The organism is Acetivibrio saccincola, from assembly GCF_002844395.1.
GTDB classification, from domain to species: Bacteria; Bacillota; Clostridia; order Acetivibrionales; family Acetivibrionaceae; genus Herbivorax; species Herbivorax saccincola.
On record NZ_CP025197.1, the window covers coordinates 2,603,529 to 2,620,778 of the forward strand.

Below are 17,250 nucleotides of genomic sequence, written 5' to 3' on the forward strand. Positions count from 1 at the left end.
AAACCGCCTCTTTGCTTCCGTTTTCAAAATGATATAGCCACCGAGCAAAATCCAGCGGCCTGGCATTCCTGTATATGAATTCTTTTGCTTTCTGAAAGACATTATTCATTTTTATATCCCCTTTGCCTAGTTTCTTTTACTTAGAATTATAGTACCATTTTTACCTAAAGTAATTTTTACCTAAAGTATATATTAAAAAATTCTTTTTCTTCTTTCTTGTAAAAATGTTGAATATTAATTTTTTTATCTCGAGGTAATATCCATATCAATATATTTTTGCTATTATCAACTATATTTTGTAATATTCTGTCGTATTCTATTATTGTTTCAACACCAATTCCAATCAGTAATAATTTTTTGTTGTCAATATTGTTAATTACTGCATTTGTAATCTTGTTATAAATAAATTTATTCTCATCAGTAATTGCATCACTGTCCAGGCTTGACATCTTGTCTGTATCAAACCAAATACCTATCTCGTAAATACCATTATCAACTTTCAAAATATAATATCCTGATCTTAACCCATTTACTTTTAAATTAGCAATTATTATTTTGCCGTTAGATATCATTTCATTCAAGTTTATCGTTTCTTCACAGTAATTTATTACTTGATGATTGGTATATGACCAATCATCAAGTATCTCAATTCCATCCACAATTACCTTATAACCAGCATTATCCAAGTATTTAATAATTCTGTTTAAATGAATTATCTCTTTATAATAAATTGTTAATTCTATAACCGCCCCACTGATTCATCACTCCCTTTTCTGAAACATATTTCTAATAGCATGTAAAATGTGAATTGGAACCAGATAGAAATAATCAACCTCTTTCTGTGACATCATATTATTAATGGCATTTATTACTCTCTGAGACCCTGCACCTGGATATAGACTTATAAAATTCCCCGCTTCACCTACTCGTAATAGCTCTGAACCTTTTATGTAGTAGTATTCCCTATTCAGAGAATCGTAAATTATTCTGTCATAATTATGAAATACATCATCTATAAGATTTACATATTCATTAAAGTCTTTTAGCTGAGGATAGTCATATTTATGTTTACCCCATTTCTTACCTAATTGTTTAGTATCTATCTCAATATTTTCAAAAGGATTTTTCTTTACATTACTCTTTGCACCACTTCCCAGACCAGGCGCATAGCTTCTAAACAAACTCCAGAAAATTGTCTGAACTACTATGTGGCTATCTCTGCAGCATCCATGCCATCAAACTCACCGGTTGATATCTGATATGCAATCGTACCTATACCAAACGACAACAAGTATGGCACTACAGCCGGAAACTTCAAACAGATAATTGACATTACCGCCGAAAATGCTACTGATTTTACCCCTGACCACAGTGCTTCTTTTAAGCTTCCTGTCCTTAAGTATGCAAAAACCCCGCTTACAATACCTGCTAATATACTTGATATTGCAATGCCTATTACCACATAGCTAATGCTAAAATAACCACTGGGGTCATAATAAGTCATCGGGTTTGCATTTGCATAAAAATACTTATGCATAGTAATCTTTTCTTCAATAAGCTTATATGTATCATCATAACTATTCTCTACAACTCTTCCTGTATTCTCCGATACCTTAAGCCTGTTGCCCGCCAATCCCAGCGTATACTCGTAGGATGATATTATATCCCCGTTAGCCTTACGGGTCTCCATCTTCGTTAAACGGTAGAGTTTATCATAAGTATACTCTGTTATTGTGCCGTTGGAATAACTGATACTTAATTTGTTCCTAACCACGTCATAGGTATAAGTTGTAGTATTTCCAAACGGATCCTTTACTTCTGAAAGCCTGTTTAATTCATCATATTCGTATACAATCATATAAAATTTTTCTTTCTTTTAAATTTTAGTGTTTAAATATAATTTTGCAAATAAATCCCTCACTTTCTTCAGTTACTGATAATAATAAATATTCAATACCTTTATTTTCATATATTAACACGACTTCCTAATCTTTAAATCCTTTTTTGCTACTTAAGTTAATTTTTGAAAAATTTCTAATCTGATTAGCATATTTTATTCTTTCTATATTAACTAAATTTTCAAGCATATAAATGGGTGTTATGGGGTTTTGTGATATTGCTAATAAGTACTCTGGTATCATTGTTTTGTAATATTTTTTTATAACGATAATGCTTTTTGTATTTTTTATCCTATTTGACACTGTTATTGTAATAACCTTTTTCTTTAAATCATCGAAATTTGTGATTTTAAAAAGCATCTTAATCAAAATTTTTTTCTTTTCATTACAAATGGGTTCGACATTTAATAAGCTATTCCAAAGCCAATATTTATTTGGAAACTTAGCTAAAAAGTCTTGAAATTCTTCGTATTTGTATTTTTCTTCAATATACATTCTCTTTCCTAAAGTTAAAACAGCTTCTTCAGTTTTATCTACAAGTTTCCATAAATATTTATCAGGTAATTTTAAATGTCCTAAAATTTCATTGGCTATATTATTATCAATTAAGTAGTCTAATAATTCATCTTTTAAACATTTAACATTAATAAATAACAATGTTTTCTCCCAAAATAATTTCTCAATTTCAGAACCTTTTATCTTTTCTTCTATATCTACCAATAATTCTGGATTGACTATATCTGATTCCATGTTTTTAACATATTCATCTAAATAAAAATCTTCATTAATTACACCGGTTAAATCTTTCAGCGAAGTCTTTTTAATAAACTCAAGCCAACTATTAATATTTTCAAACATCATGATAAACCGGCTCCTTTTCTTTATTATTTTTTAGTATTGCACAATTAAGATCTTATTGTTTCCTTATCCATTTTTGTATTTTCTTAATTATAGCTTTTATTTCACTAATGTTATCTTCAACTACTTTCTTTTGTTTACTTGACAATTCCGGTTGTCCTTTAAGAGATTTACCTTGTGGACCAATCTTTGTGTTTGAACCACCACCTTTAACATGCAGATGAACAGGATTACCATGGTCATTCGGATAATAGTGTTCTATGGTAACTCCGCCCTCTTTAACAACTTTCTGTTTTGGTAGCTCGCTACATTCATTATGTACAAATACGTCCTGCTCTGATACAAAGTATGTATGCCAGTCTTCAACTTCAAAGTTATATACTTTTATTGGTGTATCTAAATACTCAAGCCTTACTTCCTTTACTTCTTTTCCTTCTCCTGAATATAAGTATACCTTATCTCCTGCTTCTATGTCACCTGCTGCTACCCATCCCTTTCCTATTACCCAGAATGGATGGGTGGGTGTTGTCTCTATTTCTTCATCTCCTACATAAATCCTTACTAAAACGCTGGTTTCATTTACAAATATATTAGTTACCCTCTTTAGTCCTTTTTCTCCTGTCAGCGGGTCTTCTGAGTAAACTAAATCCCCTACCTCTATATCTTTGATTTCTTTATAGCCGTCCTCCGTCTTAATCAGGGTATCCTCAGTGAAACATACCTTTCCTATTAATGTAGTCAGTATTATCGTTGCCGTAAGTACTGCCAGGTATCTGGCTACCTGCTCCCGTGATACCCCTCCCTTTATCATATTAATACTTAAATCAATTGACTAGTAAAGGCTCCACAGGGACATAATTACTCCTATAAATACCACCACTTCGCATGCCAGTTTTTTGGCTATTGCTTTAATCCCAATCCTACTATTGTTCCCATTCCAATGCCCATAGCAGCCTCTATCCAGACATCTTCCGAACACAATGCTGCAATGGAATCCAACACTGATACTTTATTTACTATTGCAAGGTATATTCCCGTGAAAACAGGTATTGCAATGGAAGCTACTATGGCGGAAACTGTTATCGCCGTCATTACTCCTAAAATTGAAAAGTGTCCTGACGGGTCAATTTTGTTTACAAAATCACAACCTGCATACAGATATTTATGCAGGGTAATTAGGTCAGTTATAATACCTCCCCATGAATCTTTTCTCTTAAAAAATACATTAGAGTTCCAAAGTGAAAGTTTCCATTTTATTAATATATACCTTAATACAATTAAAGTAATCAAATTCATTAAAACTCTTCAAATATTACCAAATGCTCCTTTTTATTATTATCTATAAATCTCCAATATTCATTTTTTTTATTTTTATCCGTAATTGCTTGGAACCTCAAATTTTTGCTTAACAATATATTTAAAGATCCATCTTCGCTTATATCAACATCTCTAACAGTTACTGGTAACACCTTTTTTATGAATTCTTCACACTTATCATCAAATAAAACATTATCTTCTTTTAATTGTTTTTCACCCTTCTTATTTCCTAATTCTAATATATCATTACTCGATAACAAAATATTTTCGTTTTGCATAAAACTCCAAGGACCCTGGACATGAATTGCATATTCGCTTTTTCTAACTTCTTCTCCTTTATAGTTTTTAGCGGTTATAAAATTTCCATATTGAATCCATAACATATCAGCAGCCCTGCCAATGTTAGTCATATGAATCCCTATAAGCTTTCTTTTAATTATATCTTTAACTTCAGTATAATTTATCATTTTAACCTCCCTATTGTAGGTGTTAGGTTTTAATGTAATTCATAAACCTAACACCTGTTTTTTACAACACTATATGCTAAAATTTGCTTATATGGCATATATTATCTATGATTTTTATATTTAAATACCCATACTCCTAAATATTGTTACCAAAACATATCTTTCGCTATAGATAAAATTTCTTGATATGAATAGTTTTGCCCGGTAATCTCTTCGTGTAATAATCTTTGTTGATTTTTATTTAATTTTAATTTTTTTACTATATCTCTAAATTGTTTATTTTGAGCTTGATTATTACGTGGAGTTCCTTTTTTTTGCTTATCATACCCTTTGCAACTATTATGTACAAATACATCATGTTCTGATACAAAATATGTATGCCAGTCTTCAACTTCAAAGTTGTATACTTTTATTGGCGTATCTAAATACTCAAACCTTACTTCCTTTACTTCTCTTCCTTCTCCTGAATATAAGTATACCTTATCTCCTGCTTCTATGTCACCTGCTGCTACCCAGCCTTTTCCTATTACCCAAAATGGATGGGTGGGTGTTGTCTCTATTTCTTCATCTCCTACATAAATCTTTACTATAACGCTGGTTTCATTTACAAATACATTGGTTACTCTCTTTAGTCCTTTTTCTCCTGTCAGCGGGTCTTCTGAGTAAACTAAATCCCCTACCTCTATATCTTTGATTTCTTTATAGCCGTCCTTCGTCTTAATCAGGGTATCCTCAGTGAAACATACCTTTCCTATTAATGTAGTCAGTATTATCGTTGCCGTAAGTACTGCCAGATACCTTGCTACCTGTTCTCGCGACATTCCCCCGTTGATCATTTCAATACTCAAGTTAATTGACTGATAAAGGCTCCACAGTGTAAATTTTCAAATTAAATTAGATAATATTTTCAAATTATTTTAGGTCAATTTTACCACAAATTAGTGAATATTTTCAAATTAAAATAGGAACGCGATAATCAAATTTTCAAATTCTTCATCTACATGCTTTTGCTTTATTGAACAAGCATACATAAGGCTTGAGGTTGCAAGACTGTTAACAAGGCGGGGTACGCCTTTTGATGCAGAATAAATAGCTTCAATTGCAGCCTGGGTAAATATATTTTCATGTAAACCGGCAGACTTTAGCCTTGTAAAAATATAGTCTGAAAGTTCCTCAGGCTTTAACCCCTGCATTACGTATTTTACGGCTATACGCTGCTTTAAAGGTGCATTTACCGCTAACTGTAATTTGTTCCTGATTTGCGATTGCCCCGACAATATTAATATAAAAGGATTTTCAGAGTCCATTTTAAAGTTAAATAAAAGCCTTAATTCTTCAAGTATGCTGTTTGACAGCATCTGTACCTCGTCAAGGATAATAACCGGAGTAATTTTTTGATTATAGTACAAAGACATTATTGCTTGTTGTATCTGATGAAACATTGTAACCTTCTTATGTGAAGGCACTTCTCCTAAAGATATTAAAAGACCCCGGTAAAAATCCATAACGGTAACTGTAGAGAGAGAAAAATAGCAGGGTTTGTAAAGTCCCGGATTTAACCCGGCTGAAAATTTTCTTAAGGCGGTGGATTTTCCCATTCCCGGTTCACCGACTAAAAGAAACATTCCCCGGATGTTTTGAATATATTTAAATCTTGAATTTAATTCCTTAATATCTTCACTTTCATAAACATCAGAAATATCAATTTCTTTTCCAAAAGGATTGTATTTTAATCCAAAAAACTGTCTGAACATAATTATTTCTCTCCTTCCATAATTGTTTTAAATAAAATTGTTTGTTTTGATTTAGGCATGTCAGCATGTGTTACAGATACTTCGTTATTTTGTAAATCCACTATTAACTCAGAATTTTTAGGTCTGCCCCTTCGTTTCATATGGGCATTGTCATGAAAATTAACCTGCAAGGCTTCACCGATTTTCTTGCCTTCATAGTATATGAATACCGGCTCTTCCAAACTCTCAATTTTATTCATATTAAGTTGGGATAAAAATTTTTTTCTAACTGTTAAAAAGAACCTTTCTATTTTTCCCCGGCTATGTGCAACAAAGGGTTTCGAATGTATAAGAGCGCATCCTACGTCCGCGCACATAAATTCAAACTGCTGTGAACGGTAAATCTTCCCATTGTCCGTATAGAGCAGGGAAGGTATGCCTCTTCCTGTATGTAAGGTCCATACATTAAATCCCCATACCACAACTCATTTATATATTGATGTGCAAATCTTTTAATTTCTTTTTTCTCTTCAGTTTCATAAATGCTTTCATGATTTGAAAATTTTAAAAACCTGTATAGTGTGGTAAGTGATATTTGCCCTTCTTTTAATATGCCTTTTTTTATTAGTTTATCATAGATGATTGTAGTAGGCGCTTTAGGATATTTTCTTTTCGTCTCAAGGATTTTTTCAGCAAGTTCTGTATCTATTTTTCTACAATTACCCCTGTCTTTCCGGTATCCGGGTTTTAATGCATCCAATCCTCCACGCATGTAATCACAGTACCAGGACTCTATTGTTTTAGGTGAATATTTTCTTATGCCATAGTGTGGCATTTCTACGGGTTTTGATGAAATTTGAGCATAATAGTCCTTACGATTATTCACTTGTCCATTTAGGATCGGACTTATCAGTGAAAATCTTTTTAACGCAATGGCATTTCTTACCTCTTCACTTAACATATTCCTGACCTCCTGTTGCATTTTTAGGAAGCCATGACCGGTCAGGCTGTTCTTTACCACGGATGTTACCATAGTTATTTGCCCAAGTAAAGGAAAATATGGTGTTGCGGTTGATTTCATTAAAAATTTTTCATAAGACGCTTTTTAAAATCCTATTTTAATGTTATAATCATGCTGCAAGAAATGTTTTAGCGGTAGCTTGATAGTATTTTTGAGAGAATAGTTGAATGTTGGGAAATTCTCTTACTACTATTGCTAAAACGTTTCTTGCTTTTTCTGTGTTTCCAAGAGTTTCATCCGGTAATTTCACTTTGTGTATTATTTGTCTTAATCCATTTTGTATTGTATTGAGATTTTTAATGAATTTTTTTCTGTAATAGTATAGAATTTGCCTTGAAAACTGTACGTTGTTTTTTAGATTTAGTTGTTTTATAACTGAATTAATACTACCTTTACGATAAAATAAATTATATATGTATTCAAAAATATGATTTATTGCATTAATAAATCCGGGTAAACAAAAGTTAGGAATATATGATATGGTGCATCCACATAGAGGACATATATAGCGTCTGATTACTATTTTCCCTTTATATTCTTTTGAGTAATAATATCTTTCATAGAAGCCATGTTTGCGGAAACTAACTAATTTATTGCATTTTGGATTGTGACATCTTTTAGTTGGTGGCGGTGGAAAAGGATAATTTCTCCCAAGTTTAATATATTCATGAATTCCTTCATGAACATTGAAGATATATTGCATTTTTACATCACCCTCCGCAATATATTATAAAAAATAATCCTACTGTAAAGTGAAAATATTTTTTCAAATTGCGGTAGGGTTAAAAATTTTTTTCACCTATTTTAATGTGATAAAATAAGGGTAGATTTACCTAAATTAAAATGAAAATCTACAGCTTAAAATAACCCAGTGGTTTTCACTTGGACTAAAAGTATTATAACTTCCCTTTTGAATAAGGTCTCCTTTTATTTCTAAAGCTCCGTCTGTTAATCTGTTGGTATAATTACTTTCTATTATAAGACTTCCATCAATACATACATAATCCTCATCATTAGTCATGTTAAGATAGCCGGAGCCTCTTTCGTATACTACACCATCATTAGTTTCTCTTTCCCTCTGTATACGGTAATCACCTTTTACAAAAAGTTTTCCCCCGTTAATGTTTAGTACCCCGCCAGAATGAATAATGTTTCCAGAAACTTCAAGTTTGTACCCATTTAAATTAAGAGACCCACTTTGAATGTACAAATCTTTATATACTGTGTCTTTATGTAAAGTAACATTTGAATCAATTACAGTTTTAGGTTCAATTTCCTCTGTATTTTCTGTCTCCGTTTTTATTATATCATCTGTTTCTTTTATCTTCTCTGCTTTTTCTATCTCGTCTGCTTCTTTTAACTCCTCTATCTTTTCTATCCCGTCTGCTTCTTTTTTTCCCTTTTCTTTTTCTGTCTTTTCTGTTTCTTTTTCTTCTTTATATGGTTCCAGTTCTTCTGCATCTATGTCTAAACCTTCATTTTTTTCTAATATCCTGTCCTCTGCAATTTCCTCTGCCGCCTCAAAACTTTCTTCCAATTCATCAGCATATATTTTGGAAAAATTGCCAGACAGACCTGCCTGAAATACTAAAAGAAAAGCTAAAACAAATGCAATTATTTTACTAAATTTACCCATAGCTTTGTATCCCCCTTTGTTAGTTATTTAATTAAAGTTTATATGTAAAAAATTTAATTAATAAAATTATTTTTTCAAAATAATAGATATGCATTTCTTTGGAAAACTAAAGAATTCTTGAGTTTGATTTAAAAAAGTTAATTTTGGGATATCTTGCTAAATAAACATTTTCTGTGTTTTTTCATACCTAGTTAAAGATTAATCATATTATATAATTATAATTTAGAAAAATCAACTAATTTTCTAATTTCTATGAAAATATGGTTTTTGAATTTTATAGTTGTATGCAGTCACTAATAATGTTAAAATGAATAATATAAATAATTATTTTTAAAAAACTTGTAAGTTATTTTTTCCTTCACCAACACTTCCAAAAACAATTATAAGAAGCAATAGCATTTAAAACTAAATTTAAAGAGGGAGGTTATTTCCATTAGGGCTTTTATTGGAATTGATTTTAACCAGGCAGTAAAAAAAGAACTAAACACTTTTCAAAAAAGATTTGAAAAATATGCACAAAAAGGTAGATGGAAGCATATCGATAATTTTCACATAACATTAAAATTTTTAGGCGAAATAAGCGTACTTAAAGCAGAACAAATAGACAATGTATTAAAAGACTTATGCCGTAGCAAGGAACCTTTTAACATCTCTTTTGGGGATTTAGGTTTTTTTGCCGGCAGAAATACTATAAAGGCATTATGGTTTGGAATTTCTGAGGGAGTAGAACAACTTGAATCGCTGTATAAAGAAATTGATAAATCCTTGATTACCTTAGGTTTTCCTAAGGAAAAAAGAAAATTTGTACCCCATATAACAATTGCCCAGGATGTTATTTTTAAGTGTGATTTTTCTATAATAAAAGAAGCAATAGGAGCTCCTGATATAGGAAAAATACCGGTAGACCGCCTGTATCTTTTTAAAAGTGAACAGATTGAAAACAAGAGAGTTTATACTAAAATAAGTGAATATGAACTTCTTGGATTTAAAAAGCTCTAACTTTTTTAGAAGTTAGGGCTTTTATGCTTTAAGTTAATCCGGCTCAATTCCCCATACCAGGACATCCGAAATATATGCCGTCATCCTTTCCCAATCCACATAAGAGTTTGCATTAGCGTTAAATGAGTAGTCGTCCCTTTGATTAAACCTGCTCCAATCTTCTCTATGAAAAGCTCCCTGGACATAGACAAATTCCCCGGGTTCTATTTTCCCTGTCATAAACCTTAATTCCAGGTATTTATCCGCACTTTTTCTTCCCTTTAAATCATAAAATTCTCCCTGGATTTCTGACTCACTTCCATGGCTAAAGAAATATACAAATAAATTTAAAGGCACATTTGCATCATCTTTAAAGTAATATCTCACTTTAACATCACTAAGATTAATTACACTATCACCGGTGTTTAAAATTCTGAAACTATAATCAATTGTTTGAGGCTCAATATTACTATCTTCACAAAAATACTGAATCTTTAAAGTGTTTTTAGCCGCATATTTGCTGTCAGGTGTAGAAGCTGCATCCTGAATTGACGGAGTTGTAGGTATATTTATACTCCCGGTTGCAGGTGACGGCTCTATTGTAGCCTCTGTTTCACCATCCGGCACCTGACTTACAGGCAATTTGGGCGTACCGGATACGTGAGGGGGTACCTCCGGTTCATGTGTTGTGACTGGGTCAGGGGTTTTTACTTCAGGGGTTACCACCTGCTCCGGAGTCCTGACTGCATCAGGCTCTCTTTCTGGTTGAAGGGTTCCCTCCTGCTCTGCTGTTTCCATTTTCTCTTCATCTTTTGCCCTGTAATCTAATATCCCCACAAGCTCAGATACACTCATCTTTTCCACATCTTCTATTTTAATATCCCTTTTCATTTCTTTTATTTTAAGATATAAACTATATTTTCCCATTGAAATGTTATTATTCAATGCTTCTTCTCTTTCTCTGGCTGTAACTTTCAATGTCTTTAGTGAAATGTTAAACTCTTCATTAAATCCGTCCATTAAGTCATTCATACTGTTTATAAACTCTGAAATCTTCTCCTCATCCTCGTTTCTTTTTGCACCGGAATCCTTTTCATTTAAAGCGGCAGAAACAAGGACTACATCATTTTTTTCAGGGTTTATAAAACCAAAGTCTATTGATTTTTTTATTAAATCTAAAAACACATCCTCCATAAGCTTTTTGTCAGTTTCTATACTATCTAGCAAAATTTTAGCATCATTATTAATTGCCTTAGCTTCTATTATTCTATACCCGCTGTCTAAAGAAAATTCAAAACCAGGGTTTATATCAATGCTTATAAAGCAATATGCATCATTAAAGTTAAAAGAACCCAAGAGTAAAAATACTGCAATAAAAACAGCTGCCGCCGCTGACGCAATGGCCGTATATTTATTAATCCATTTTTTCTCTCTGTATATATCCTTGTTGTCAAATGTCACCTGCTGGCCTTTCAACATATGATTTTGCCTTTTTACAACAACAAATTCACCATCCGGTGTTAGCACTAATGCCTTTTTTTCTTCCATTTCATATACTATGCCAATTCTATTCAATGTCATAGCCTCCTTCCATTGCGTGCTCAAGGTATCTTTTTGACAAGTTAAGATTGCTTTTTAAAATTAAACATAATGCAATAATGTATTTTCTATTATTGCCAAGGGTTCTTGTGTGTACTTTTATTTTCTTTTTCAATCCTTTTCTGGGCAGCCTTTTACTATTTACAAGTTCTTCATACAAGGATTCATCCTCTGCTAAAATTTTTGCAATCCTAATACACAACCTCCTTGAGTCCCTGTGCTTTGGGACACTTAAAGCCAAATCCATAAGACTTATCCCGAATTCCAAAAGGTCTTTTTTAAACTTCTCAATTTCTTCTTTATTCTCCACATCCTCATAACCAACATCAAAAGCAAAACCAAGGGTTTCTTCTTTAAATTCATGACTCTCACCAAAGTAAGAAAAGGGAAATTCATTTAAATGCCTGTTTCTTCTCAAATAGTCAATTAAGCGCCTTTTTATCACCTGTTCAGAAAACAAAAAGAAATTATATTTTTTTGTCACATCAAAGGAGTCTATTGCCTCATCAAATGCCGATAATGCTACGCTAAACTCATCACTATTTTGTATGTCAATATATCTTCCCAAAGTATTTGATGTTACTCTTATAATAAAAGGAGTATATTTAGCAATAAAATCATTTCTTAAACTGTCATTACCCCTTTTAATTTCCTTTATAGCCGAAATAAACTCATCATAGGACAGCTTCTCATAATTGTTTTTCCCTTTAATGCCGTTTATCTTTGGAAGAGTCAAAAAAATCATTCCCCTCTCTTCAAAAACTAATTCGAAATTATACATACCTTTAGTGTCTATAAAAAGAGTCAAGTTAAATATACCAAAGAAAATACCAAAAGACAATATGGGTATCTTTTATTTGGAAGATATTATTACAAGTTTAATTTTGCATGCTTAATTTAACATGTCATTCAATTCATTCCAGATGTCAGGTGTTTCAAGACCCCGCCTCCAGCCGGCCACACCTGAAATGCCGTATTTATCAATCAAAGAAGCCTTAAGCCTGATTGAGGCTGCATCTTCAACCCATATTTTAAATGTGCTGCTGCCCTTTTTATATGTGGCAATATACTGCCCGCTCATATCATCCCATATAAGCTGTGGGTTATTTTCCCTTATAAGGTCTTGTGTTGTCTTCATTGAAATAACTGAGCTTTTTACAACCTTCCCGTTTTGTTCTTCCCAAAGTACTGTATAAAAGGGCAAACCTAAGAGTATTTTCTCCGGTGCCACCTGTTCTAACACACCCTTTAAAGACCCTTCCACCCAGGTAATCTGGGCAACAGAACCGCTTTTTTTGCTCCAGCTGCCATTTTGGTCATATGCCATAAGAACTACATAATCAACTGCTTCCCCAAATGCTCTTCTGTCATAGCACATTGACCATGTCCAGCTTCCCGGCTCAATTTTTGTAACATCCACCGATGTTATCACTCCCTGCTCCCTCAAAACAAAAGCCAGCTCCCTTACAAACTGGGATAAAACATACCTGTCATCAAAGTATATATTTTCAAAATCAACATTAATCCCGTCTAATCCATATTTCCAGGTGTAGTCCAATAGAAGCTTTGTCATTTTTTCACGGGATTCTTTGCTGTTTAAAACCTTATTTGCAATTTCTATATCAAATTCATTTCTAAAAAGCCCCCAAACATCATACCCGTTTTGACGGGCCCATTTCATATACTCCATATCCCCCATGTCAACCATATGAATTTTTCCCTGCCTGTTACTAAAAACAACAGGGTCAGACTCTTTAACCCCCAGCACATTATCATCATTTCTTAGTTCAAACCATGTAGGGGATACTATGTTTAAACCTTCCATAGGCTCTACACCTGACATATCCGGAGTCTTTACACTTATTTGTTCCCACACCATATTGATTTTGCCATCTTTAAACAATTGCTCTTTAACATTATACACTTTCCATTTGTCATTTACTTTTATCAAACTAAATTCCTTTTTCCCTTTATAATCCTTTGAATAATCCCCCAAATTTCCGGAACCGTTTAAAAACCTTTTGTAATTTACATCATAAACCGCTGTTGCCTTTGCAATACGTCCGGATATTTTATCCACCTGTATATCCAGGTTTTTTATATTTTCCAAAACCCTATATCCTTTTTGGTTAAAATAATGGATTATTGCTGATTTAGTTATGTTGTCTTCCTTTGCCTTCCCTGTTGAATTCTCTATATTAAATACTATATCGGACTTCAAATTATTTTTTTTATTAATATATTGGTTAATATAACTATCCACTAAATTTACAATATCTTCTTTTTCTTCATTTAATTTTTCTGCATCAGAATTAGTTTCAGAACCAGGTTCAATATGCGTCTCCAACATCTTTTTTATAATAACCGCCGCTTCAGATCTTAAAGCATTGTTTTTAGGTCTGAAAGTATTGTCGCTATAGCCGGTTATTATTCCTGCCCCGGCTGCCGCATTTAAGTGAAATTTATAAGGATAGTTATCACCTATATCATTAAATCTTATGGAATATTCCAAATGGTTTTGCGGCAATTTAAGGGCATTTACCACAGTAATCACTATTTCTTCCCTGGAAATAAACCTGTCAGGAAGAAATGTATTGTCGCCGTATCCTCTTACTATTCCGTTTTCGTACGCCGTTTCAATGGGAACATAGTACCATTTGTCTTTTTTTACATCCTTAAAATGCTCTTTTCCGTCTACTTTGTAGTTATCAAGATTCATGGCATTTACCAGAAGGGTGATAAACTCAGCCCTGGTTATTCTGCTGTCAGGCTGTGCCTTTAAATTATAGCCTTTTAATATTCCCATATAGACAAGTTCATTTATATGTTCCCTTGACCAATGGTCAGATATATCTTTCATATGATATTCTTCAGACAGCCTAATGTGGTGCTGTCCTGATGCACCTGTGTCATAAGATTTATTTAATGATATTAAAGTCAATAACAGCAAAAATATTATCAATACAATAATTTTTTTCTTCATAAAATATCCTCCTCTTCTCATAAAAATCTCCCCTAGAGGCATTAAAAAAGTAAGAACTCCAGAAAATTAATCAGTGGAGTTCTTAAAAGTTTTATAATTATTCATGATTTCTAATATGTTTTCATATTGTTTCCAGAATCAAATTCAGTATTACCACAATTTCTGCTCGGGTTGCCATGCGTTTTGGATGAACTCCCCCACCAAAACCTTTAACCAGTCCTGCACTCGTCAGGGTTGCCACTGCTTCTTTGGCATATCCGCTTATGTCATGGGCATCATTATATTCCAAAAGACTGTCTAAATCCGGCTTTTCAAGCTCTATTCCTGACACTTCAAGGGCTTTGGTTACTATCACCATCATGTCTTCCCTGGTTATATTTCCGTCAGGATTGAATATTCCTTCCCTGATGCCTTTTATAATTCCCAGCTCTTTTGCAATGGCTATAGCATCATAGTAGTAGGAATCTTTCTTAACATCTGAAAAGTTTCCTTCATACTCAGCATCCAAACCTAGGGCATTTACAACCATGATGATAAAATCCCCTCTTTTGGTGTTGGCTCCGGGGTTAAACATACCACGGTGGTCACCTTTTATAATTCCCTTTTCATAAAAGCCGTCAATGGCATCCATTGCCCACAAATACTTATAGCCTACATCCGGAAAGTACTTTGAAGTTTCAGTGTTTAATGAAAGACCTGTACTTTCATTATGAAGCCTGTCAAGGGCAGTTACAACATAAAATACACTATCTGTATTTTTTAATTCTCTGTCCAAAAACTCCTGAACCACACCGTCTTTTTTCCTCACTGTTCCAATTAGTTTTGCTGCGCTTTTATCAGAGGTAATATCCGCACCTTCATTTACATTAAAACGGTACACTGCATAGTAAGCTGCATTTTCATCATTTTTGTCCCAGGAAACTTTAACTCCCTCCGGGGTCATTTCAACCTTCCCTGCTTCAGGAGCTGAAGGTGCCTTTCCACCCTTCCAGGGCATAAGGGGAATTAATGCTTTAGATGACCATAAATCCTTTTCAATTACATTTACCATTGGCTGTTTTTTCTCATCTTCAAAATTTTTATATCTAAACATAATGGTACCTTGTATTTCAGGTTTTACTACATTGAATTTCAACTGCCTTGTAAACTCCGGTATGGCATTTTCACCTACGAAATACCCGTCTGAGTCATCATTTATCTTATAAAGGGCCTGTCCTATATAAAGGTGGACATTCCTGCCTTTAACCACATTTGCCCACCAGGACGCCACTTCCCCGTAAGGAGCCCTTGGATTTCCAAAGCTAAAGTAAATCTGCGGCGCAATATAATCTATAATCTCTTCTTCTACCCACTTTTTAGTATCTGCAAAGCATCTGAAGTAGTTTGTGTAGCTGGAATCTGTATTTGAACCGTCAACAAGACCGTCTTTTTTATTTCCCCACACACCCCCGGGGCTTACCCCAAATTTCACATGAGGTTTTGACTGTCTTACCAATTCTGAAATCTCTTTTACAAGAAGATATGTGTTGTTTCTTCTCCAGTCACCTTTGTTTGAAAACCGTCCGTTATTGTATTTTCTATAAGTTTCATCGTCATTTAATTCACCCTCATACTTTTCATAATAAAAGTAATCATCAAAGTGTATACCGTCCACATCGTAGTTGTCCAGTATTTCCTTTACCCTGTCCGCCACCCACTTTCTTGAGTCAGGAATTCCGGGGTCTACAACAAAGCGGTTATTTGCGGTTTTTATTAAATCCGGTCTTTCCTTGTAAATGCTCTTTGGAATATTTAAAGAGTTTTTTGTAGACTCTGAAGTATACATGGACACCCTGTAAGGGTTCAGCCATGCATGCAGTTCAAGATTTCTCTTATGTGCTTCTTCAATTATAAATGCCAGAGGGTCAAACCCGGGATCTTTGCCAAAAGTCCCGGTAAGATAGCGAGACCAGGGAACAACATCTGATTTATAAAGTGCATCCCCCTCCGGGCTTACCTGAAAAAACACGGCATTTATGTTGAGCTCAACTGCTCTGTCTAATATTTCAATAAGTTCTTCTTTACTCTTTCTGATTCTCTCTTCATCATTTTTTATATCCCTTGTTTCAACAGTGGGCCAGTCAAGGTTTATAACCGTACTAATCCATACCCCTCTAAAATGCCTTTTGGCAAGAGGTGTTTCACTTGGTATATACTTTTCATACGGAGCCCATGGCTTTGACTGTGAAAATAAATTTAACGGAAGTACTGTAGTAAGAATTAAAAAAACAAAAAATAAACTCAAAAACCTCTTTTGTATAAACATTTTAACACTATCCCCCACAAAATTTTTTCCCCATTGTAATTTAATCTTATAGTTTTGGAATTATAATAAAATACAATTAAAATGAATACATAAAATTTATTGCTACGTGCTAACTCATATATTACGGCTTTATCTCCCGTTAGTCAATAAGAAAAAAAAACTAATATTTTATTAGTGCTAAAGCAAAAATTATAAATATATAAAATAGGGATAATAATCCTCTATACTTTTTCCTTCCTTAGATGGGGCTATGTAAGGTCCATATTCTTTTCCCTCAATAAAAATGCTTCCCTGCATTTTTAAAATTAAATTATCAACATCTTTGCCTATATTTTCCCTCTTTCATTCATTAACCTTTTAATAAGCATAAGCCAATCCCCCTGTCTTATATTATCTTATATATTAAAATTAATATATTTTAACTCTATTTTACAATAGTTTTTTTTAAAAAAACA

Annotated in this window: 18 protein-coding genes; 1 reads left to right on the forward strand and 17 read right to left on the reverse strand. The window is 33.2% G+C overall.

What is annotated here, in order from left to right; all coding sequences use genetic code 11:
• Positions 1–176: 176 nt before the first annotated feature.
• From HVS_RS11700 to HVS_RS11755, 13 genes are all read right to left on the reverse strand, one after another.
• Complete coding sequence (locus HVS_RS11700; RefSeq protein WP_101302591.1) at positions 177–686, reverse strand: hypothetical protein; 510 nt, start codon at positions 684–686, stop codon at positions 177–179.
• 75 nt (positions 687–761) lie between these two features.
• A complete protein-coding gene (locus HVS_RS11705; protein WP_101302593.1) occupies positions 762–1,181 on the reverse strand; it encodes a hypothetical protein in 420 nt (139 codons plus the stop codon).
• Between the two features lie 23 nt (positions 1,182–1,204).
• Entirely contained in the window at positions 1,205–1,858 is a 654-nt protein-coding gene (locus HVS_RS11710; protein WP_101302595.1) for an RHS repeat domain-containing protein, read from the reverse strand.
• Between the two features lie 127 nt (positions 1,859–1,985).
• Positions 1,986–2,759: a hypothetical protein gene (locus tag HVS_RS11715; protein ID WP_101302597.1), complete on the reverse strand. Its 774-nt coding sequence runs from the start codon at positions 2,757–2,759 to the stop codon at positions 1,986–1,988.
• Between the two features lie 52 nt (positions 2,760–2,811).
• Positions 2,812–3,567, reverse strand: a complete 756-nt coding sequence (locus HVS_RS11720) for a polymorphic toxin-type HINT domain-containing protein (RefSeq protein WP_101302599.1) — start codon at positions 3,565–3,567, stop codon at positions 2,812–2,814.
• A gap of 89 nt (positions 3,568–3,656) precedes the next feature.
• Positions 3,657–4,052: an RHS repeat-associated core domain-containing protein gene (locus tag HVS_RS11725; protein WP_101299436.1), complete on the reverse strand. Its 396-nt coding sequence runs from the start codon at positions 4,050–4,052 to the stop codon at positions 3,657–3,659.
• The gene (locus HVS_RS11730) at positions 4,052–4,540 is read right to left on the reverse strand and encodes a hypothetical protein (protein ID WP_101302601.1); all 489 of its coding nucleotides are present in this window, start codon (positions 4,538–4,540) and stop codon (positions 4,052–4,054) included. The genes HVS_RS11725 and HVS_RS11730 overlap by 1 nt, the downstream gene beginning before the upstream one ends.
• A gap of 146 nt (positions 4,541–4,686) precedes the next feature.
• Positions 4,687–5,388 carry a polymorphic toxin-type HINT domain-containing protein gene (locus HVS_RS11735; RefSeq protein ID WP_242971555.1) on the reverse strand — a complete coding sequence of 234 codons (702 nt, stop codon included), beginning with the start codon at positions 5,386–5,388 and terminating at the stop codon, positions 4,687–4,689.
• Positions 5,389–5,496: 108 nt separating this feature from the next.
• A complete protein-coding gene (locus HVS_RS11740) occupies positions 5,497–6,294 on the reverse strand; it encodes an ExeA family protein (protein ID WP_101302606.1) in 798 nt (265 codons plus the stop codon).
• A 2-nt stretch (positions 6,295–6,296) separates the two neighbouring features.
• The gene (locus HVS_RS17250; RefSeq protein ID WP_242971556.1) at positions 6,297–6,533 is read right to left on the reverse strand and encodes a hypothetical protein; all 237 of its coding nucleotides are present in this window, start codon (positions 6,531–6,533) and stop codon (positions 6,297–6,299) included.
• Between the two features lie 101 nt (positions 6,534–6,634).
• Positions 6,635–7,354, reverse strand: a complete 720-nt coding sequence (locus tag HVS_RS17255) for a hypothetical protein (protein WP_242971557.1) — start codon at positions 7,352–7,354, stop codon at positions 6,635–6,637.
• A gap of 49 nt (positions 7,355–7,403) precedes the next feature.
• Positions 7,404–7,997: a hypothetical protein gene (locus tag HVS_RS11750; RefSeq protein ID WP_101298571.1), complete on the reverse strand. Its 594-nt coding sequence runs from the start codon at positions 7,995–7,997 to the stop codon at positions 7,404–7,406.
• Between the two features lie 135 nt (positions 7,998–8,132).
• A complete protein-coding gene (locus HVS_RS11755) occupies positions 8,133–8,930 on the reverse strand; it encodes a hypothetical protein (RefSeq protein WP_101302608.1) in 798 nt (265 codons plus the stop codon).
• A 450-nt stretch (positions 8,931–9,380) separates the two neighbouring features.
• Here HVS_RS11755 and thpR point away from each other — a divergent pair, with 450 nt between their 5' ends.
• The gene (thpR, locus tag HVS_RS11760; RefSeq protein ID WP_235827782.1) at positions 9,381–9,929 is read left to right on the forward strand and encodes an RNA 2',3'-cyclic phosphodiesterase; all 549 of its coding nucleotides are present in this window, start codon (positions 9,381–9,383) and stop codon (positions 9,927–9,929) included.
• A gap of 33 nt (positions 9,930–9,962) precedes the next feature.
• Here the strand turns inward: thpR and HVS_RS11765 are convergent, their stop codons facing one another.
• The 4 genes from HVS_RS11765 to HVS_RS11780 form a co-directional block, all read right to left on the reverse strand.
• Entirely contained in the window at positions 9,963–11,483 is a 1,521-nt protein-coding gene (locus tag HVS_RS11765; protein WP_159063451.1) for an anti-sigma-I factor RsgI family protein, read from the reverse strand.
• Positions 11,476–12,288, reverse strand: coding sequence for an RNA polymerase sigma-I factor (gene sigI / locus HVS_RS11770; protein WP_341456953.1), 813 nt, complete (start codon positions 12,286–12,288; stop codon positions 11,476–11,478). Before sigI ends, HVS_RS11765 begins: the two co-directional genes overlap by 8 nt.
• A 111-nt stretch (positions 12,289–12,399) precedes the next feature.
• Positions 12,400–14,490: an S-layer homology domain-containing protein gene (locus tag HVS_RS11775; RefSeq protein ID WP_159063452.1), complete on the reverse strand. Its 2,091-nt coding sequence runs from the start codon at positions 14,488–14,490 to the stop codon at positions 12,400–12,402.
• Positions 14,491–14,611: 121 nt separating this feature from the next.
• On the reverse strand, positions 14,612–16,795 hold the full coding sequence (locus tag HVS_RS11780) for a family 10 glycosylhydrolase (protein ID WP_101302619.1): 2,184 nt from the start codon (positions 16,793–16,795) through the stop codon (positions 14,612–14,614).
• Between the last annotated feature and the right edge of the window lie 455 nt (positions 16,796–17,250).

What these genes read in the sequence shown, in the direction of transcription:
- HVS_RS11710 (WP_101302595.1), bottom strand. Translation starts at nt 1,858, where the DNA reads ATGATTGTATACGAATATGATGAATTAAACAGGCTTTCAGAAGTAAAG.
- HVS_RS11715 (WP_101302597.1), bottom strand. Translation starts at nt 2,759, where the DNA reads ATGATGTTTGAAAATATTAATAGTTGGCTTGAGTTTATTAAAAAGACT.
- HVS_RS11720 (WP_101302599.1), bottom strand. Translation starts at nt 3,567, where the DNA reads ATGATAAAGGGAGGGGTATCACGGGAGCAGGTAGCCAGATACCTGGCA.
- HVS_RS11725 (WP_101299436.1), bottom strand. Translation starts at nt 4,052, where the DNA reads ATGAATTTGATTACTTTAATTGTATTAAGGTATATATTAATAAAATGG.
- HVS_RS11730 (WP_101302601.1), bottom strand. Translation starts at nt 4,540, where the DNA reads ATGATAAATTATACTGAAGTTAAAGATATAATTAAAAGAAAGCTTATA.
- HVS_RS11740 (WP_101302606.1), bottom strand. Translation starts at nt 6,294, where the DNA reads ATGTTCAGACAGTTTTTTGGATTAAAATACAATCCTTTTGGAAAAGAA.
- HVS_RS17250 (WP_242971556.1), bottom strand. Translation starts at nt 6,533, where the DNA reads ATGAATAAAATTGAGAGTTTGGAAGAGCCGGTATTCATATACTATGAA.
- HVS_RS17255 (WP_242971557.1), bottom strand. Translation starts at nt 7,354, where the DNA reads ATGAAATCAACCGCAACACCATATTTTCCTTTACTTGGGCAAATAACT.
- HVS_RS11750 (WP_101298571.1), bottom strand. Translation starts at nt 7,997, where the DNA reads ATGCAATATATCTTCAATGTTCATGAAGGAATTCATGAATATATTAAA.
- HVS_RS11755 (WP_101302608.1), bottom strand. Translation starts at nt 8,930, where the DNA reads ATGGGTAAATTTAGTAAAATAATTGCATTTGTTTTAGCTTTTCTTTTA.
- sigI (WP_341456953.1), bottom strand. Translation starts at nt 12,288, where the DNA reads ATGTATAATTTCGAATTAGTTTTTGAAGAGAGGGGAATGATTTTTTTG.
- HVS_RS11775 (WP_159063452.1), bottom strand. Translation starts at nt 14,490, where the DNA reads ATGAAGAAAAAAATTATTGTATTGATAATATTTTTGCTGTTATTGACT.
- HVS_RS11780 (WP_101302619.1), bottom strand. Translation starts at nt 16,795, where the DNA reads ATGTTTATACAAAAGAGGTTTTTGAGTTTATTTTTTGTTTTTTTAATT.